The 20094-nt window shown below is 44.9% G+C and carries 19 protein-coding genes; 5 read left to right on the top strand and 14 right to left on the bottom strand.

From position 1 onward, the window contains the following. Window positions 1–130 precede the first annotated feature (130 nt). From DXA13_RS16640 to DXA13_RS16670, 7 genes are all read right to left on the bottom strand, one after another. Window positions 131–538 (bottom strand): type II toxin-antitoxin system PemK/MazF family toxin, encoded by a 408-nt coding sequence (locus DXA13_RS16640; protein WP_118246151.1) that lies wholly within the window; start codon window positions 536–538, stop codon window positions 131–133. 123 nt (window positions 539–661) lie between these two features. Continuing rightward, window positions 662–2620: a diguanylate cyclase gene (locus DXA13_RS16645; protein ID WP_118246153.1), complete on the bottom strand. Its 1959-nt coding sequence runs from the start codon at window positions 2618–2620 to the stop codon at window positions 662–664. Then, window positions 2604–4022 carry an extracellular solute-binding protein gene (locus DXA13_RS16650; RefSeq protein WP_118246155.1) on the bottom strand — a complete coding sequence of 473 codons (1419 nt, stop codon included), beginning with the start codon at window positions 4020–4022 and terminating at the stop codon, window positions 2604–2606. Before DXA13_RS16650 ends, DXA13_RS16645 begins: the two co-directional genes overlap by 17 nt. 92 nt (window positions 4023–4114) lie before the next feature. Further along, window positions 4115–4720, bottom strand: a complete 606-nt coding sequence (locus tag DXA13_RS16655; RefSeq protein ID WP_118246157.1) for a DNA-3-methyladenine glycosylase — start codon at window positions 4718–4720, stop codon at window positions 4115–4117. Window positions 4721–4816: 96 nt separating this feature from the next. Then, entirely contained in the window at window positions 4817–5068 is a 252-nt protein-coding gene (locus DXA13_RS16660; RefSeq protein ID WP_118246159.1) for a Smr/MutS family protein, read from the bottom strand. Window positions 5069–5101: 33 nt separating this feature from the next. Next, entirely contained in the window at window positions 5102–6151 is a 1050-nt protein-coding gene (gene rsmH / locus DXA13_RS16665) for a 16S rRNA (cytosine(1402)-N(4))-methyltransferase RsmH (RefSeq protein WP_118246161.1), read from the bottom strand. 234 nt (window positions 6152–6385) lie between these two features. Further along, window positions 6386–8032, bottom strand: coding sequence for a toll/interleukin-1 receptor domain-containing protein (locus DXA13_RS16670; RefSeq protein ID WP_181995717.1), 1647 nt, complete (start codon window positions 8030–8032; stop codon window positions 6386–6388). 265 nt (window positions 8033–8297) lie between these two features. Between DXA13_RS16670 and DXA13_RS22550 the strand changes: the two genes are divergently transcribed. From DXA13_RS22550 to DXA13_RS16690, 4 genes are all read left to right on the top strand, one after another. Next, window positions 8298–9179, top strand: a complete 882-nt coding sequence (locus DXA13_RS22550; protein WP_118246165.1) for an SPFH domain-containing protein — start codon at window positions 8298–8300, stop codon at window positions 9177–9179. Next, window positions 9176–10054: an SPFH domain-containing protein gene (locus DXA13_RS22555; RefSeq protein WP_278287065.1), complete on the top strand. Its 879-nt coding sequence runs from the start codon at window positions 9176–9178 to the stop codon at window positions 10052–10054. The genes DXA13_RS22550 and DXA13_RS22555 overlap by 4 nt, the downstream gene beginning before the upstream one ends. Before the next feature lie 31 nt (window positions 10055–10085). After that, the gene (locus tag DXA13_RS16685) at window positions 10086–10784 is read left to right on the top strand and encodes a hypothetical protein (protein WP_118246169.1); all 699 of its coding nucleotides are present in this window, start codon (window positions 10086–10088) and stop codon (window positions 10782–10784) included. A 164-nt stretch (window positions 10785–10948) separates the two neighbouring features. Then, window positions 10949–12442 (top strand): IMP dehydrogenase, encoded by a 1494-nt coding sequence (locus DXA13_RS16690; protein ID WP_118246170.1) that lies wholly within the window; start codon window positions 10949–10951, stop codon window positions 12440–12442. Between the two features lie 169 nt (window positions 12443–12611). Here the strand turns inward: DXA13_RS16690 and DXA13_RS16695 are convergent, their stop codons facing one another. The 7 genes from DXA13_RS16695 to DXA13_RS16725 form a co-directional block, all read right to left on the bottom strand. Then, the gene (locus DXA13_RS16695; protein ID WP_118246172.1) at window positions 12612–13520 is read right to left on the bottom strand and encodes a dihydrodipicolinate synthase family protein; all 909 of its coding nucleotides are present in this window, start codon (window positions 13518–13520) and stop codon (window positions 12612–12614) included. Further along, a complete protein-coding gene (locus DXA13_RS16700; RefSeq protein WP_118246174.1) occupies window positions 13517–15016 on the bottom strand; it encodes a tripartite tricarboxylate transporter permease in 1500 nt (499 codons plus the stop codon). The genes DXA13_RS16695 and DXA13_RS16700 overlap by 4 nt, the downstream gene beginning before the upstream one ends. A gap of 8 nt (window positions 15017–15024) precedes the next feature. After that, entirely contained in the window at window positions 15025–15495 is a 471-nt protein-coding gene (locus DXA13_RS16705) for a tripartite tricarboxylate transporter TctB family protein (RefSeq protein WP_181995718.1), read from the bottom strand. Between the two features lie 41 nt (window positions 15496–15536). Further along, window positions 15537–15926 carry a hypothetical protein gene (locus tag DXA13_RS22560; RefSeq protein ID WP_181995719.1) on the bottom strand — a complete coding sequence of 130 codons (390 nt, stop codon included), beginning with the start codon at window positions 15924–15926 and terminating at the stop codon, window positions 15537–15539. An 8-nt stretch (window positions 15927–15934) separates the two neighbouring features. Continuing rightward, a complete protein-coding gene (locus tag DXA13_RS22565; RefSeq protein WP_118246180.1) occupies window positions 15935–16597 on the bottom strand; it encodes a tripartite tricarboxylate transporter substrate-binding protein in 663 nt (220 codons plus the stop codon). An 87-nt stretch (window positions 16598–16684) separates the two neighbouring features. Continuing rightward, complete coding sequence (locus DXA13_RS16720; protein WP_181995720.1) at window positions 16685–17608, bottom strand: dihydrodipicolinate synthase family protein; 924 nt, start codon at window positions 17606–17608, stop codon at window positions 16685–16687. A gap of 96 nt (window positions 17609–17704) precedes the next feature. Beyond that, window positions 17705–18847, bottom strand: a complete 1143-nt coding sequence (locus DXA13_RS16725; protein WP_207662184.1) for a mandelate racemase/muconate lactonizing enzyme family protein — start codon at window positions 18845–18847, stop codon at window positions 17705–17707. 299 nt (window positions 18848–19146) lie between these two features. On the opposite strand from DXA13_RS16725, the gene DXA13_RS16730 reads away from it, so the two are divergent. Further along, window positions 19147–20037, top strand: coding sequence for a LysR family transcriptional regulator (locus tag DXA13_RS16730; protein WP_118246184.1), 891 nt, complete (start codon window positions 19147–19149; stop codon window positions 20035–20037). Window positions 20038–20094: the final 57 nt, after the last annotated feature.

Raw genomic sequence — 20094 nt, forward strand, 5'->3', positions numbered from 1 at the left:
TATCAATCTATTTCCGGAATCGGACACCTTTGCCACGACTATTCAGTTTCATTTCATAAAGTGAAATTATAGCTTTCAGGTCGCTGATTGTCAATATTTTTTTGTTTTGAATTTTACCGGCATGGCCTCATTACGCTGTTCTGCTGTTTCTTCCCGTATTTCCCATGCCCAGCAGTCCCAGACTTACGGCTGCCGCCGTTTCCACCCGCGCCATCTGCTCCTGTTTCAATCGTCCTATGTATTCCTTTAAACGATTCCTGTCTATTGTCCTGATCTGTTCCATTAAAACAACTGAATCCTGTTTCAGCCCGTTTTCTTCTCTGCCCAGGCTTACATGCGTCGGCAGCAATGCCTTTGTCATTTTACTCGTAATCGCAGCCACGATCACTGTCGGACTATGTCTGTTTCCCATATCGTTCTGTATGATCAGCACCGGACGGACACCGCCCTGTTCAGAGCCTACGACAGGTGACAAATCTGCATAATACAGTTCTCCCCTGAATACATTTGGCTTGTCCGGTTTATTTTCTCTGTTCATGGTGATACCTCCCTGCAGTTAATCTTTGTTTCCTGCTGAGAGTATCACCACGATTTGGAGCTTTATTCAATTTTTATGATGCAGTTTTGATTTTTCAAACTATTTTATCTGATTTATTTTTATTTATCTTTCTCTGCTTTTCATCCGCTTCTTATTGCGGTACATATCCGCGTCCGCTCTGGAAAGAGTCCCCTCTATGCGCACATCCTGATTCAGATCGCAGAAAGCAACGCCTGCAGCAATCGCCACATGATACGTTGTATGGGAACTGTATTCTTTCATATCCGTCTCCATTGACCGTATCGCCTGATCGATCTGATTCTGTTCCCACCCCTTTACAACAGCAACAAATTCGTCTCCTCCCGTACGGTACAGCTCGTTGTTTCCAAAGGCCCGCCTGATCGCCTCTGCAGCCGCTATGATATATCCATCTCCTTCTTCATGTCCATAGACATCATTGACGCCTTTCAGATCGTTCAGATCGCACATAACAAAGGCCGTTTTTTCTGTAATAGCCTCCTGAAGATCGGTATGTTCCATCATTGTCTGGAACGCCATTCTATTTTTAACTCCCGTCAGACCATCCTTATCACGTTCCACGACCAGCGCCTCTGTCTGCAGCACATCGTCCGTCACGTCTTCAATCACACCACGAATCGAACTGTCCGTCCTTTTTCTGCTGATTTTCAGCCACCACTTTCTGCCGTCTTTCTCCAGGAGAAACAGGTTTTCCTTTTCTGATTCATACGGCTTCAAACCGTCCAGATACTCCAGAAACTTCTTCTTATCCTTACAGAATTTTCTTTCCTGTTCCGGACTCAGTCCAAGCAGTCTTGGAACCTGACTCGTCATCAATACGCGTCCGGAATAGTTTTTAATCTCAAAGGCTCCCGCCGGCAGCCCGGAAATCTCCATCAGTTGAGAGTGTTTCGTAAACCATCTGCTCATGAAAACGGCAATAACAACACCGAGGCACAGCGATATAATAAGGGAATAATTCAGGATATCCGCAATCTGCATGGGAAGCTGAAGCATGGAAGGCCCATCTATAAGGCCGATCAGATACCACTCTTCGTTGGCAAATGGCGTATTGCTGTAATACATCCCCATGTGGTTTACACATGCATAAATATCCCTGCCGCTGTTATGGTTCTTTAATCGGAAAATTGAATTTTCCTCATTGACCGGTTCCAGCGTAAGCGGCTCTTGCTGATTGATCATCCGTTTCTGCATAGCTCCATGGGTAACCGCCAGTTCCAAAGGCTCCGTTTCTCCGCGGCGGATTCCAATAATATAACCGTATGCGTTCTGGGGCTGCAGTTCCAGCGCAGGAAGATGGCGGTACATGTAATCTACGGATATTTCAACACCGAAGATTCCCAAAATCCTGCCGTCTTTTCCAAACAGCGGCACGGAATATGTAACAGCTTCATCATCCTGAGGGTTTACTATAAATGGGGTGCTCCAGTATCCCAGCCACTTGGATTTTCCCTCTTTCAGAGCCGCCTGATACGGCTTATCATAAAAGGCCCTGTTGCCATCATCCAATTTCAACCTCAAAGTCCAGTTCGCCGTTGTCGCTACCTTCTGCTTTTCCGCCACATTCCAGGGACCAATGTGCATATAGATATTGTCCTCGCCTCTGTAGTTCCGGTCTGGATTCATATTGCGGAAATACAGAGCAGGCAGGGAATCGTCGTTCTCCCCTTCTCCCGGAAGTATAAAGAAAGCCCCTGTAGTTTTCGTGTGGTACAGGGCATCCAGAATTAGCGGAGCCAGATCTTCCAACACCTGATCTGCCTGATCCGGGGCACCGTCATAACCATTCTCATCAAAATACCGTGTAATCTGTTCTGTATCCCTTTCGAAATTCGTCCAGACGTAATTCATCTCATTTATCAAATTATCCTTGCGCCCGTTTACTTTTTCCGCAAATATCTTGTACTGGTTTTTTCTGGTCTGGTCCAGAACGCCTCCTGCGATCATCAGGGAAGCCAAAAGCACACTTTGAAGAATGGCAGTAACGATAAACGCCATTGCCAGCCGGAATGCAATTGATCTGCTTTTAATCTTTCTGCTCATTGGCCCCGCCATCCATTTCTATTAAAAGGGACTGATACCACGCTTCGAAGTTTTCTTCACTCAAAAATTTATGGAGCTTATCATCATAATCCGCTCCGGATGCCTCCAATTCCATAATATCTCTGGATGTTCTGTCTGCAAGGGATTCTGAAAAAACGGCGTTTCTCTCATAGGATCCCTTAAAAGGTTTTCTGCTGTAGAATATGCCGCTCTCCATCGCCTTGATTGCTGCTTTCATTCCCAGCTTTACAGCTTCCGGGTTATTTTCTTCTTCGACATATTCCACCACCAGTTCTGCAGAATCCAGCGCCTTATTCTGTACCGGAAGATAACCAGTTGATACGGCAAATTTTACGTTCTGTTCCGGCGCCGTAATCCACTTTAAGAATTCGACTGCAGCTGCCTCATGAACGGGATCAGACTCAAAAACAGCCAGATTAGCCCCTCTTTGCGTCATATAATTTCCCCCGTCCTTAAATACAGGATAAGGCAGAACCTCACATTCGACAGGATATGTTTCATGATCGTTTACAATGACTTCTTCCGGGAAAAAGGAAGCCCCTGCTGAAGAACCGATATAAGCGATCAGATTTCCGCTCTTGATTCCATCCTGGTTATAGACACTGCTTCTGTACCATCCCTGGATATGGGGAACATAATATGCATCCCAGGCCCGCTTTGCCGTCTCACGCGAATAATGGAACCCGCCTTTTTCATCATACGGTTCTTCTCCTGCCTGGGCAGCGCTCAAAACAGCAAAATCATTATAGGAATTTATACCCAGGAATGCCTTGCCCTGCGACCAGTCATAATACATGGATGCCGCCTTACTGAGCCCCTCCCATGTACGCAGTAGCTCCATGGATGCTCCCGTTTCTTCTGCAAAGCGATCCCAGTCCGTGCGGTTCAGATACAGAAGCTCCGTTGATTTGGCAATCGGTATCATCCTGTAGGAGTCCGTTCCGTCCCAAATCCCTTCTTCCAGGAATTCCTTCCTGTATGCTGCCAGTTCTTCTTCCGTAAAATAAGTTTCCATCTTTACAAGAGGCGCAATTTCATTTAACCGATATGCGCTGTCCGGATACGATATAAAAATATTAGGAAGCGCATCAGAGCCTGTCATCTCATTTGCAGAATCATAAAGGGCATCGGACAGTTCCTCACTGGAACCATATCCCTGAGAATCCACCACAATCCCCTTTTCCATACCAACTGTTTCGTTAAAATTCATTACCAGCTGGTCAAATTTTATTTTTGCAAGTGCATTATAGCTGTGCCAGACGGTAACGGCTGCCGGTGCTTCCGGAATCCTTTCCTCGCTGTTTCCCGTTTTGCATCCCGTCAAAGCGCAGGCCGCTATAAGATACAAGATAACTCTGCCTGTATATGTTCTAATCTTCATTATCTTTCCTTTACTCCCCTCTTGTTATCATTATATAGATTCTGAGGTAAGTATGCAAGTCATAGTTCCTCCTGCTTCTTCCGCAAAACGTCTCAGTGTTCATCGTTTAATGCATAATAGTATAATGAGGCAACCGAACAGTAAGGTGAATATTTTTTTCTCAGCCGTTCAAACCGCAGTCGGCTTAATGTCTTATATCCATGGGCCTTCATAATTCCGTTCTGGAGAGCCACATCACTGTAGCTGAATATGTTCAGCCGGCCCATTGTAAACTCCGCTGTCATTTCCGCCGTCCAGAGCCCGACTCCCTTAATCTGCATGAGATATTTTATCACTTCTTCATCGGACATACGTTCCAGCAGGGAGAAATCATATTTTTGATCCGATACATCCCGCGCCAGCCCAACAATATATTCGGCCTTTCTCCTGGAGATACCACAGCTTTTTATATCGTCCGCCCCTTTCGACAATACATTCTCCGGCGTAATCTTCACTACCTTTTCCATCAGCCGCCCCACAATGATATCCGCAACGCTGTTCGACAGCATTTGGCTCACAATACTGATCACCAGCGATGTAAAAATATCTTTCTCATCTTTCATTCCCATATTCAGATATCCAAAACGGCTGACCAGTTCCTTCATTACAGGATCCTTTTTTGAAATATAATCCATTTCAGCAATGCCGTATTTTACCATATAGCCCTCTGCACCATTCCCTTCACAACTCTTTCCATATGATTATATATGTAATCCGTCCCCTTACGTCCCTCTATATTCCTTTTTTCACCTCAGTCAGTACTCTCTCAATACGAGTTCCGTAATCCCCGGATTCGTACCTGGCTGAATTCTCAGTACTCTGGAGCTGCGTCCAAAACCGTATTCCTCCATCACCATATTTTTCAGACCGGTACCGCCATGATAGCCATGAATAATCCGGATTCGGTAAACAGCCTGTCCGCAGTTTCTAAGCGTACGTTCAATTTCCTGGTTTGCCTGATCATAATTTTTCCCATGAAGATCAATTTCGATTATTCCCGACAGCATATCTAAACTCCTTTAACGCTCTTCATCCTTTGTTCAGGCCTTCACAGCCCATCTCATCTTTGTAGAACGGGCGCGGCTGTTACGTATGCATTCTTCTGCGGAAGGGCGGATTACCTCGTGAGAAATCTCACTGTAAATCCCCTCTTTATGCAGACGCTGAAATGACTTTTTAACAAGCCGGTCTTCTCCTGAATGGAATGTCAGAATTGCCGCACGTCCGCCGCTGGCCAAAGCTTCCGGCAGCTTATCCAGGAAATCATACAGCACTTCAAACTCACTGTTCACATCGATCCTGAGCGCCTGGAATGTTCTCTGGCAGGACTTTTTAACCGCTTCCTTCCGCTCCCCCTGGGGAATAAAAGAAAGCGCTTTCTCAATCGCCTGCTGAAGCTGGGTCGTGGTGGCAATCTCCCTGCCTCTTTTCAGCTCCTGAATAATCGTCTTTGCAATCTCTTCCGCGTAGGGTTCATCTGAATTCTCAGTCAGCATGCCCTGCAGTTCTTCCTGGTCCACTTCTCTGAGACGCTGTGCCGCTGTTACACCGCGTTCAGGATCCAGCCGCAAGTCCAATGGCCCTTCATTTTTAAATGAAAATCCCCGGTCAGGATTGTCGATCTGCATGGATGATACGCCCAGATCGGCTAAGATAAAGTCAAAAGGCCCGCCTTCAGCCGCTATCTGGTCGATATTGGCAAAATTGATCTGTCTGATGGTCAGTATCTCAGGCCCGTAACCCAGATTAGCCAGTCGTTTTCTCGTCTTAGCAATTTCTATTGAATCCACATCGAGAGCGTATAAATGGCCCTTAGATTCCAGACATTTTAACATCTCCCTGGTATGCCCGCCGTATCCCAGCGTCGCATCCAGACCCACCTGTCCCGGCTTAATCTGGAGAAATTCCAGAATCTCTTTTACACAGATCGGAATATGCATGCCCACGGGAGTTCCGCCCTTCTGAATGACCCTCTCCACCGTATCTGCATATTTTTCCGGCTGAAGCTCTTTATATTTTTCTTTATATGACCTGGGATGGGTTCCCTTATAACGGACCCGCCTCTTGTGTCCCTGTTCTTGATTGTCCATCGATTCCCTCCTACTGTGCCTATATCTGTCTATATCTGCCTGATCATTTTATCAATAATTTTGTTTTAGAGCAACCGGTTCCCCTTAGTAAACTTTTGCGGGATCTCCCACGCCGAGTACTTTTTCTTTCCCGAAAGGTCAAAAAGTTCCGGAATCTTGAACCATAAGACTCCGGAACCTGCACTGTATCCTGGTCAGAAGCTTTAATAAGCACTCAATATCTTTTATTTGCCTTTAATTTTTTCTTATCTCATCCAGCCTTTTTATCTCATCCTGTACTTTCCTAAGCTCTGCTGTTCTCATCTGTTCGATACGACGTATCGCTGTAGGACGGTATATACCTATGAACATCAAGGAGCCTCCAACTACCCAGCAGTACAACAACAGCGGCACACCTATATATTCTATTACACTTAATGGCAGCGCCATAAAGAGGAAACCCAGAAATACCAATAATACTATCCCTTTTGATTTCTTTTCACGTTCCTTTTTCTGCGCTTCTATCTGCTGCTTCAGCTCCTGGCCCTTTTGCTTTAGATTCCGAATCTTCTCATCCGTATCTATACACTCCTCCTTTATTTCGGATATTTCTCCGCCAGAATGAAGGGCCACATTTTTGTCAGCCTCGGCCTTCTGCTTCAGGAACTCTTTCAGCCGGTTCTGTATTCTTCGCTTCTCCACCCTTTCTCTATAATTACCAGACACAGCCGCAATTTCCGCTTTTTGTTCCTCAGAGGCAAACTTCTCCGCATATATAAGATAGCGCTCTACTTCTCTGGCTACTGTTTCGTTTTCATTTTTAAAGCCGCCGGACACAACACGGGCAAGTCCCAACCATCCTCCATAATAATCCGGATATTCATCTGCCAGTTCTTCATAAAGTTTCTTAGCTTTTCCTATTTCTCCCAGCTTCAGAAAAGTATTTGCATTTTTAGCCCAACGTGCCATTTGAGAGTCAGCTTCAATTCTAATATCTGAATCCTTTTCTCTGCCGCCTCCCAGAAGTTTGTCAATTCCACTGCATAAATCCTGCATAAATCCCAGCTTTCCCATGTCCTGGGCCTGAAACGCCAGCAATTCTCCTGGCAATTCATAGGGCGACATATCACGTATACATGGTATAATCGTCTTTCCGGAATCTTTTCTGCTCATCTCCAGGTATCTGCTCCATTCATTTTTCACCCAGACCGATTGGTAATTCTCTGTGGAAGTGCCAACTGTAATCATCACCCTGGCGCTGTTTAAAGCGGTAAATATAATAGACTCATATTCTTCCCCCAAACGGTTTTCTAACGTTATTCTGGAGAAAAAAACTTTATACTTTTTACTTAACTCCGTATATATTTCCTGGGCGAGAACGCTGTCACGGGTGCGTTCTCCGTTTTCCGCGGTCTCTTTATAACATATGAAAATATCATATGGCTGCTCTTCCCTGGCAATTTTCAAAAACTTTTTTTGAATTTCATCAATTTGTTCTCCCGCTTGCTGATATACAGCTCTTGTCAGTACATCTGCCAAACTTAATGCCTGGAGAAAATCCGAATTATCCAGGATGGAAATCGTCTCTGTCCTGTGGCATGTGGGTATCTGCCTACCTGTAACAGGATCTTTTATGTATTCAATTCCGTAACGGCATAGTGCCAGTCCGTAATGAGCCTCGGCATCCCGATTATTCTCCATTAAAATCTTTTCATAAATTTCCGCTGCCTTATCGAATTCATTATTCTGCCTCAGAAAATTAGCGCGGTTTAAGAGATTCCCTACCCTCTCCAAGTTCGGTGGAATCGAAATAAGGGAGCCGCAATATTCACACTTCCCCACAGACAAATCTGTATCTACCTGTAGCTCTCCTCCACACATGGTGCATCTCAATACAGACAATGTCATTTCCTCCCTTCACTTACAAAGATTCCCCTTACATATATAATATCCACATTATAACATAGCTGCAAAACGGCCATGGATCTCCAGCGAAATTTATTACTATTATGGACATTATAGCATACAATTTTCGTAAAAAAAATACAAAAAAGGCAAATCTTTGCCCCTTTATTTTTAGTTAAATTATAGAATTCTTGCTTTTACCATGATATAATTTAAGCCAAATAGTTTCTCTTCAATACGACAGTTCCAAGGAGGTATAAAAATGTCTAAATTTGTTATAGAGTGCCCATCCTGCGGCAAGTATGCAGAAGCATCTTTCGGCTTTTTAGGCTTGATGGCCACCAGGGAGATTAAATGCACTTGCGGATATACGATACGAATCAAATCAGATAAGCTCTCCTCCAAAATATGTGATCACTGCGGCAATACGGTCATCTTTAACTGGTCAAAGGGAGAAAAAGCACTGTGCCCTGTCTGCCATGAAAGGCTTAATATCCTCGAAGGCCGGTCCAGTCTTGTCGAACTCACCTGTCCCGTATGCAGCTGCAAAGTTTTTGCAAATAAAAATGATGAAGTCTGCACCTGTGTTCTGTGTAATACTACAATTGATATTCGCAAACAGCTGGAAAAGGAAAAGGTCAAAAAAGACGGCATAGCCAGCGTGATTAAATATGAAGGAAGCAATGACGTTTTCGTATGGAAACATCCGATTGAGGATTTTAATCTTGGCAGCCAGTTAATTGTCCACGAATCCCAGGAAGCTATTTTTTTCCGGGATGGGAAGGCCCTTGATCTTTTTAGTTCCGGACGCTATACCCTGGCTACTCAGAATCTCCCTCTTCTGGAATCACTATACAAACTTCCGCTTAATGCGAACGAAGTATTTCATTCCGAAATCTATTTTATAAATATGGTGACCCAAATGGGCATCAAATGGGGAACCGACAGCAAAGTGCGGCTCTTTGACCCAGGTTCCGGACTTTATGTTGAACTGGGAGCCTGCGGTACTTTTAATCTGCGTGTGGCCAATTCCAGAAAATTATTACTGAAGCTGGTAGCACTACAGACGGACTATCACAAAATGAAATTCTTGGATCCGACGGCTGCACGGCAGGGGAGGTTGTTGGAAAATTCAAATCTTTGATTGTGAGCCAAGTAAAAGCTAATTTTGCCCGAACAATCAAAGAGAATCAAATTAATGTACTGGAATTAGACAGCTACTTGGATGTGCTGGCTGAAAGCCTTAAAAATCTTATCAACCCTGCGCTGGAAGAATACGGCCTGGTTATGCCGGAATTTTATATTACCACAATTATGACACCAGATCAGGACCCGAATTTTCAGCGTCTAAAGTTACAGTTTGCGGAAAAAACTTTGAGAGTCCGCGAAGAGGAAATACGCCAGAAAGAGGCGGAAGCCATGCAAAGCAGAAAAATAATAGAAGCTCAGACCGAGGCTCAGCTGAAACTGGTAAACGCCCAGAGCGAAGCTCAGGCACTTAAAATCAAGGCTATGGCGGAAGCGGAAGCATACCGTCTGCAGGCGCTGGCAGAGGCGGAAGAAATGAAGGCCAAAGGCTATACTTATCAACAGGAAACTGCCCGTCAGGTCGGTTTGGAAGCATTGCAAAACGGTATTACAGGCGGCGGCTCATCTGCCTCTTCTTCAGGTTCTGATTCTCCTTTAGGAGCCGGCACATTTCATGATATTGCCTCCCTGGGAATTACTCTTGGCGCCATGGGCGGCATAATCAATATGACGAAGGATGTATTAACTCCTGTATTCGAGACCTCTGAATCAATCGGTTCCAGTGTGGGAAACGTCATTTCTGGTAAGTCCGGTTCATGGGACTGCCCCTGCGGCGCAAAAAACAACACTTCCCGTTTTTGCCCCGAATGCGGTGCTCGCCGTCCTGATTCACCCCCTGGTAACTTGTGGGACTGTTCCTGCGGAGCGAAAAACATTGCAAGCAGATTTTGCCCTGAATGTGGTGCAAAAAGAGAAGATGAAATGAAATAACCCATTATAAAATGAAGGGAGTACAGAATATATGTCTAAAAAAGGCGCCTCTTTAATGGCTGTGTATATTATTTTATTTATTGTATATAACGTCCTATTTTTTATCATTCCCTTTCCAAAGGGTGCTGCCTCCTGGGTCGCATACGGTTTTTCCATTCTTTCTTTTATAATCAGCGGCGGCATTAGTTTCCATGCCTTTAAAGAAGCCACAACGTTAAAAAGCAAAGTGTATGGGTTTCCCATTTTCATGGTAGGGAATATCTATCTGGCATGCCAAATCGCCTTTTGTATTATAATCTACATATTAGCCGCTTCTCTACCTATGCCTTGTTGGATTTCTGTCATTGTATCCGTTATTCTGCTGGGGATGGCTTTAATCGGGGTAATCGCTACAGACAGCGTACGTAATACCATAGAATCCATTGAGAAAAAAGAAGAGATACAGACAAGAACAATGGCTTATTTTAGAATTGACATGGAAAGCATTGCAGACAGCTGCCGTGATCCTGAACTGTCCCACAAACTTCATGATTTGTCTGAAGAGTTCAAATACAGTGATCCGGTCTCCAGCGAAGATCTGGCAGAAGCCGAGACGCACATTAGCTTTGAAGTTTCCTTACTGTCCGGCCTTGTATCCTCCGGCAATAACGCCGCTGCCGCTGAAAAAGTCGCACTTCTTCATAACCTTCTGTCTGACAGAAACCGCCGCTGCAGAGCTTTAAAAAAGTGATAACCGAGAAATTATACGAAAAACGACTTTTTTATATCTTTCGTCCCCTGTTGACTTTGGATAACCAGTTACATATAATACATATAATAAACAGAATTTTCGTAAACGGCAACTATTTACAAAACCTCACGGTGAGTGCATTAAAAAACAAGGAGAACAAAAACATGGCTATTTATATGAATGAACCATCCAGAACATTTGGAGAATATCTGTTAATTCCAGGTTACTCATCAACGAAATGTATTCCTGCGAATGTAAGCTTAAAGACCCCGTTGGTCAAATTTAAAAAGGGAGAAGAGCCGGCTATTTCTTTAAACATCCCCATGACATCCGCAATTATGCAGTCCGTTTCAGATGACAATATGGCTGTCGCGCTGGCAAAAGAAGGCGGATTATCATTTATTTACGGTTCACAGAGCATTGAAAGTCAGGCTCAGATGGTGTCCCTTGTCAAAAATCACAGGGCCGGGTTTGTTATCAGTGATTCAAATATATCTCCGGAATGCACGCTTAGGGATATTTTAGATCTGAAAAATAAGACAGGCCATTCCACGGTGGCCGTTACGTTCGACGGAAGCCCTACAGGAAAGCTGGCAGGAATCGTAACCAGCAGGGATTACCGAATCAGCAGAATGTCAGAAGATACGAAAGTCAAAGACTTTATGACAAAGTTTGAAGATCTGGTTTGTGCCCTCGACAGTACAACTTTAAAAGAGGCCAATGATATGATCTGGGAAAATAAGTTAAACTGTCTTCCCATCATTGACAAGGATCAGAAACTTGTATCCCTTGTCTTCCGCAAAGACTACAACTCCCACAAAAAGAATGAAAATGAATTGATCGACAGCTCAAAACGCTATATGGTTGGAGCTGGAATTAATACGAGAGATTACGAAGAACGTATCCCGGCGCTGATCGAAGCCGGAGCCGACGCGCTTTGTATCGACAGTTCGGAAGGCTTTTCAGAGTGGCAGAAAATCGTTCTCGAATACGTTCGGAAAAACTATGGCGATTCCGTAAAAATCGGCGCCGGAAACGTAGTAGACGGCGATGGCTTCCGTTTCCTGGCTGAGGCAGGCGCTGACTTCGTAAAAGTAGGAATCGGCGGCGGCGCTATCTGTATTACAAGAGAACAAAAAGGGCTTGGCCGCGGACAAGCTACCGCTGTAATTGAAGTAGCCAAGGCAAGAGACGAATATTATAAGGAAACCGGTATTTACGTTCCGATCTGTTCCGACGGGGGGATCGTGCACGACTATCACATTACCCTGGCCCTTGCTATGGGCGCCGATTTCCTGATGCTGGGAAGGTATTTCGCCCGTTTCGACGAAAGCCCGACGAAAAAAGTCAATATAAACGGCAGTTATATGAAGGAATACTGGGGAGAAGGAAGCGCAAGAGCCAGGAACTGGCAGCGCTATGATTTAGGCGGCGATGCCAAACTGTCCTTCGAGGAAGGCGTGGACTCCCTCGTTCCTTATGCCGGCAGCTTAAGAGATAACGTAAATCTCTCACTGAGCAAAGTACGTTCTACCATGTGCAACTGCGGTTGCCTTACGATTCCGGAACTTCAGAAAAATGCTAAGATAACCCTGGTTTCTTCAACAAGTATTGTCGAAGGCGGAGCACATGACGTATTGCTCAAGGATAACCGTTAGGGAATTACAGATTTTCAAATCAAAAAGAGAGTGCTGCAGAAAAATTGAATCATTGTTTTCGATACCAGAAGGATGACCTGGCCGCTGCCGGGCACAAAATCTGGTATCGTAGGCATATCATTCTCTTGCAACACTCTTTTTTAAGTTCTTTTCAACTGTCTGTAAATTCTTAAGCGTTTTTCATTTTTAAACCCGCTTCTTCAACCGCTTTTCTCATAGCTGCCAACACTTCTTCTGTGCCGCTCTTATTCGGCTTATACGGTGGCCCCGCATTCAGTCCCATTATGTTTGCCAGGTCTTTCGTTCCCACAGGAAAGCTGGCTTTATCCATAGCAAGGCGTATCGGTGCAAGTTTCTCCTGTTCCTTCCGTGCGGCTTCATAATTCTTGCTTACACAATGATCATATATTGATACTACAAGTTCAGGGAAAATGTTGGCTGTAGTTGCAACGCAGCCCGCAGCTCCATATACCATGGCTCCCAGAATCAGAGTATCCTTCCCTCCCAACACCTTGAACGGATAGCACTTGGCCTGGCGGATCAATTCCGCAGTCATATTCATATCTCCGCTGGAATCCTTGATTCCTACGATGTTGGTGCAGCTGCTGCAGAGCTTCATTACAACGGATGCCTTGATCTGATAACCTGTTCTGCCCGGATTGTTGTATAAAATGACAGGGAAATCCGGCACTGCTTCTGCTATCTCCGCAAAGTAGTCGTACAGTTCCTCATCCGATGGATGAATAAACATCGGCTGCAGAACGGAAATACCGGCTGCTCCTGCTTCCCGTCCTATTTTTGCAAGTCGGACAGCTTTTCTCGTGGTAATCGAACCGATTCCCATATAGACAGGTATCCGGCCGGCTGTCTGATCGACAATAATTTTCAGACCACTTTCGATTTCATCGTCTTCCAATCCAAAAAATTCACCATTACTTCCGTAAGCCAGAATCCCATGGACTCCGCCTTCTATTACATATTCCACCTGTTTCCTCAATTTCTTTTCGTCGATCTTCTCGTTTTCATTAATCGGGGTAAAAATCGGCACGATTACCCCTTTTATAAAATCAATATTCATCCTGTCTCCTTTTTTATAAATGCTGTGTTAATCTGTTTCACCGCTGTCCTAAGAACCATAAACGCTGCAACAGCCATAAATACGGATGCAATTGGTGACTCAAAGAATCCCCAGAAATTATTGTTGGCATACATCAACCCACGGACAAGATTTTCTTCCACCAGCTGTCCCAGGACAAATCCCAGAATCATCGGAGCTTTCGGAAATTCATGAACAGCCATAAAATATCCAATGACACCAAACAGCAGGGAAGACCATACGTCAAACATGTTATGATTAGTTCCATACGTACCAACAACGCACAGTACGAGCACAATTGGAAGCAGGATATATTTCGGAACTGCAAGTACCTTTATAAACAGTCTGATTCCCCCATACTCAACGATCAACATTACGATGGTAGCCATGATAAACGCCCCGAATACTCCATATACCAGTTCCCCACTGTTCTTAAACAGCATTGGGCCTGGGGTAATCCCATGAAGAGTTAACGCTCCAAGCATAATCGCTGTAACTGTATCTCCCGGTATACCCAGAGTCAGCATGGGAATCAATGCCCCTCCAATCGATGCATTATTGGAGGTTTCGGAAGCAATCAGGCCGTCGATAATTCCGGTACCGAATTTTTCCGGGTATCTGCTCTGCTGCCTTGCAACGCTGTATGCTACAATATTCGATGTCGCGCCGCCGATTCCAGGTAAAATACCGATTCCAATGCCGATCAGAGCAGAACGGATAAAATTAACAAACTGCTCCAGGAACTCCTTCCTACTGATTCCGAATCCGTGTATGTCCGCCTCCTTCATAATCATTCCTTTTTGGCTAACCTTCTCTGCTCCTGTACGGATTACTTCCGATACCGCAAACAACCCGATCATAACCGGCAGCTGAGAAAAACCGTTCTCCATGGATGTAAGGCCAAATGTAAATCGCGACGCTCCGCCTATATTTGCTATACCGAATAAAGAAAATGTCACACCAGCTGCACCGCTTAAAAGCCCCTTAAACAGGTTGTCCCCTACCATGGAGCCAATCATTGTCAGCGCAAATAAACAGATTGCAAAATACTCGTAAGGCCCAAATTTAAGGGCAACTTTTGCCAGAGAAGGCGCGATAAAAATAAGAGCCACAATTGAAAATACCGTTCCAAGAAAAGAATAGAAAATACCGATCCCCAGCGCCTTTCCCGCCTCTCCATTTTCCGCCATAGGCCCGCCGTCAAAGGTTGTCGCCACAGAAGACGGCGTTCCCGGTATTTTTAACAGAATTGCAGAAATCAGTCCTCCTGAAGTTCCTCCTACATAAAGTCCGATTAACATTGCAATCCCGTTCAATGGACTCATTCCAAATGTCAAGGGCAGACATAGCGCAACGCCCATGGTAGATGTCAGACCTGGAATAGAACCGAAGATAATTCCGATCACCACTCCCAGAAAAACAATCCCAAGGGTGCCTAAATTCAATACGGATAATAATCCTTGAACTGCCAAATCCATCCCTCCTTTCAGAATATGCTTCCAGCAGGCAGAAGCAGTGAAAATGCATTTACAAACAGTATGTTGACAGCGATTGGCACTGCTGCAGATAACACTGCAAACAGAATCACATTTTTTTTCGTTCTTCCCGTTTCTGGAACATACAGCATCATCTGCGCGAACATATATAGAATGGATGATATGATAAAGCCCGTGACATTTAGCAGAAACATGTATACTGCCAAATATAAAAAGGTCAGTAGAAACCCTTTCAGGCTCATTTTCAAAGTTTTGTCCTTATCATCCGCCATTTTCAGTGTCTGAAGGAGCAGAATGACTGCCAGAATAACCCATACTGCCGTACACACCTTCGGCATGAAATCGCTACCCTTTCCCATTGTTGTACCCGTCTCTATTGTCTGTGCGCTTATCCAAAGTCCAACTCCAGTGATCAAAAGCACAAAATCAGTAACCAGCTCAGATAATTTTTTGATACCCATGATCTCTCCCTCCTTGTGAGATATCTCATCCATCATCCGGATTACTGCTCCACTTTTCCTGACAAATCCACTTTATTCAGTACCTCTGTGATATCGTCAAATGTTTTCAGCCCTTCTTCTGTACCCTGATAGAACGGCTTCTGCAGATATGTTTCGTATATTTTCTGCTGATAATCCTCATCATTTTCTACAATATCTTTCACCGCATCGTTAAACTGCTTTATCATCGCTTTATCCGTACCTTTTGGAAAAGCAAAGAAATAGTAGAACGGAAGCTTAATGTCTTCATATCCCTGGTTATGAATTGCCTCTACATGAACTCCCTGATCCCCTACATCCAAATCCTCTTCTCCATCCATGGCGAGTGCTGTAAGGGAACCTTCGTTCACATAATCTTTAATACTTCCGTATGCCGCCAGGATGACATCCACATGTCCGCCTACAATCGCCGCCAGACGGTCGCTGCGCCACCTGCATCCACTACGTTCATATCAAATCCGGCTCTTTTCATCTGCATTGCAATTGCATATGACGTTGCTCCCGTCTGTGCTGCCATTTTCAGCTCACCCGGGTGAGACTGCGTATATTCATACAGCTCTTTCAATGTCTGAATACCAAGGTCTGACCTTACAGTCACCACATTTCCGCGGCTCATTGCAGCAATACAGGCAAAAGAATACTGTTCAATTCCGTAATCTGTTGTTTTACTGGCCTGGTTAACGAGAAATGCCGTATGGTAGAACAATACAGTTCCTCCATCACTTTCCGCCTCTTTTACCTGTCTGGAACCGGTTGCACCGCTGTTTCCCGTCACATTTGATACGACAAAATTTGCCGGAAGTCTCTCAGAAAGTTTTTGTGCAAGCAGCCTGGAATTAAAATCCGTGTCTCCTCCTGCCCCGGCAGGAACGACAATTTCTACATTTTTCGGCCATTTTATTTCTGTACTGGCCTCAGTACCAGTTTGCTGTTGGCTCTTTCCTTTTTCTTTTGAAGTACTGCTAGATGTTTCCGCTGTCTTTTTGCATGCTGCAAGAGAGAATACCATAGCAGCTGTTGCCAGCATGCCTGCAACCCTTATTAACATTGTTCGTTTTAACATGTTTTTCCTCCTTTTAGTTTGATTGAATTACTCGTATAGATTCCATCCCTTTATACCTGTTTTCTCATCCATGTCTCTTATACTCTCTTATGAAAGCGGCTCCAATAAAGGCTTTACAAGCTCAAATACGCGTTCCAGCTCCCGTTCAGCCGCCTCATCCATCACAGGCCATCCTCCTGGCCGGCAGCCATCAAATTTAACAATCCCACGACGCTTTAAAATCTTTTTATAACAGCCCACCCCATATGCTCCGCTGAATAAAAATGCCGGAAGACATTGGCTGAACGTCTGATATGCCTGTTTTATATCCCCCTCTTCCAGCAGGTTCCATATTTTTACCGACAGGTCTGCAAACTGACAGGAAGGCATTGTTCCGCAGATGCCACGGTCATACTCCTCAATCAGCGCCCTGGAACCTCCCCCGCCCATAATCCCTTTCAACGGACCGGAGGGATGGTTCGTTTCGTATTGATGAAGCGCAGAGATCAGACGGCGTGACTGAGAAGTTTCTTCTTTTACATAGCTGACATGTTCCAGTTCTGTCAGCAGCCGAATTAAGAACGAAAGGTCCATAGGGTCTCCAAGGGGCGGAAACAGATTTTGTATAAAAATAGGAATATCAGAAACCGTATTAATTCTTTCGTAATAATCCATCAACTCACCTCTGCTCACTTTAAGTGCATGCGGAGGTGCTGCAATAACAGCCTCGGCTCCTACGCTACAGGCGTGTGCTGTCAGTTCCATCGCTTCCCCAACGTAAGCAGCTGAGACGCCTGCGATAACCGGTACTTTCCCTCCTGCCGCCCGAAGACATGCCTCCAGAATCTTCTTCCGCTCCTCTGTTGACAGAAGCACATATTCTGTGGCATATACCGGTATTACAAGACCGTGTACACCGCAGGCCAGACAGAATTCCACGCACCTGGCGACACCTTCATAGTCTACTGTAAAATCTTCATGGTACACAGCGGGAGGGATAGCAAATACTCCCCGCATCTGCTTGTCCTTCATTTTAATTCTCCCTGCCTTTCTGTTTGCCCGACTCCCGTATAATAGCATCCGGTCGCTTTCTGATCTCAGGCTTTAAGCGGACTCCCAGGCCGGACTTTACAGGAAGAGCCGCCAATCCATCCTTATAATGGGCAGTTCATCCACCATATCACGGTACCAGGTAGCCAAGTTTGCACGCACTACTTCCTGAAACAGCGTATTGGAACAATGAAACGCCAGGTGCAGACCCGCCCACAGCAGAACAGGGCCTGTACAGTCATGAGGCGCTATTGGAATATTGAAACTTTCTGCTATATAGGATATTTTTCGGCCTTCCGTCAGCCCTCCACACCAGCCCAGATCAATCATGGTATAATCGAAGGCCCCTGCGCTGAGCAGCTGTCGGAAAATTACAGACCCTGCAAGTGTCTCACTGCCGCAGATCGGCGTCTTTGTCTTGGAGCGAAGAGTATGGAGCGCCTGAGTGTCATCCATTTTACACATTGCGTCCTCCGCCCAGAAGACATCGTATTCTTCCAGCCCCCGACAGATACGGACAGCAGCCGGAAGACTCCACATGCTGTGAAGCTCACACATAACCTCTATTTTGTTTCCTACAGCTTCGCGGATCTTGCGAAACGGTTCCAACCCCTTTCTCAGGTCTTCATCTGAGATGAATTTACCGTCTGATTTCGCTGCGTAAGGGTCAAAGGGCCATATTTTCATAGCCTTATAGCCTTCGCTCATCAAGCTCTCAGCCAGCTTTCCAGCGTCCTGGTTAAATGCAACCTGGTCATCGTACGGACCTGTCATCTGGTCGTCATTTTTAATTTCCCTGCGGTTCGAATAATTATTGAAGCATCCCCCTTTTTTGTTATAGGAATAACCGGAACAAGTATTATATACCTGTACCGCAAGCCTGCTGGAACCGCCCAGCGCCTCGTAAACAGGAATATTCTGACGTTTTCCAGCCAGGTCCCAGAGCGCAATATCAATCGCACTAGCTGCCCTTGTCTCAGCTCCTGCACTGTGAAATCCCACATACGGTGTCAACAACACGCGGGATATGTATTCAATACGGCAGGAATCCTGTCCCAACAGCCATGGAGCAATTTCGCTGTGTATGACGGCCTCAACCGCTTCTGCTCCTCTCCAGACCTCGCCTAATCCTGTCAGCCCTTCATCTGTCTCCAACTCCACCCAGATGATATTCGGCACCTCTTTAATACGAATAGTGCGAACGTTTGTTATAATTGACATAACATCCTCCTTTTATATCTTTTGCCAGATTATTTATTATTTTTAATTTCTTTTTGTATTAACTGCATAATATCACACGCACTATTTTTTGTAAAATTAATGGTTTTTTAGTTTGCATTATTTTTTCTAATACTTATGTTGACTGTAGTTTTATAACCCAATATAATAAAGATGGGGCCGACTTCGTTCTGTCCCCATAATATCCGTCGGATTGTCGCACTCGTTGCGGCACCGTATCTTTTCTTTGATTATTTATATTGTTTCGATATTGAAATACAGCTAAATGGGAGAAACAAATCATGGACTTAAAACAGGTAGAATATATTGTTGCAATTGCAAACGAACAGAATATCACCAGGGCCGCTCAGAAACTGTTCGTCACCCAGTCTGCCCTTACCCAGCAGCTGTTAAAGCTGGAACGTGAACTGCAGACGCAACTATTTTATCGTTCCAGAAACAATTGGCATCTGACTCCAGCCGGGGAAATCTATATAAAAAATGCCCGTGAACTGTTGCGGATCAAACAGGATACCTATCGAATGATTGCAGATATAACGCAGACCCAGCACGGCAGTATGTCCATCGGTTTTACTCCGGGGCGTGGTGTTGTCATGTTTGCAAACGTGTATCCGGCATTTCATAAACGGTTTCCGGACATTACGGTAAATCCCATAGAAAACCTTGTGAAAAAGCAGCAGCAGATGATTTCAGACGGAGACCTGGATATCGGCTTTATATCCCTTCGGGATGAGCAGAAAATACCAGGCAACCGATATATTAAACTCTGCTCCGAAGAGTTTTTTCTGGTAGTTCCCGTCAGCTCTTCACTGCCGGAAAAATTGAATGAGCCTGTCGATATCCGGCTTTTCAGCGAAGAACCGTTCGTGTTAATCAGCAAGGATTCCACTATGAGGCCAATTGTAGATGGCCTGTTTAAAAAGGCCGGTTTTACTCCGAACGTGCTGTTTGAGACCTCTCATAATCCTACGATTTTAACAATGGTACAGCACGGTCTTTGCTGCGGGATCGTTTCCCACTATTATCTGCGCAGCCCGATTCCAAATATCTGCGCTTACCGCATCTATAATATGCCCGATTGGGGCAATTACGCCTGTTACCGTGCCAATGCATATCTGAGCGAACCGGCTAAAGCGTTTATTCAGCTGGCAAAAGATTACTGGATCGGATAATTTACAAATAGCGTTACAGACGTCAGCCATGCAAAAGGCCCTCTTTATCGGCAATTT

The sequence above is a fragment of the Clostridium sp. AM58-1XD genome, assembly GCF_003464085.1.
Lineage (GTDB): Bacteria > Bacillota > Clostridia > Lachnospirales > Lachnospiraceae > Lachnoclostridium_A.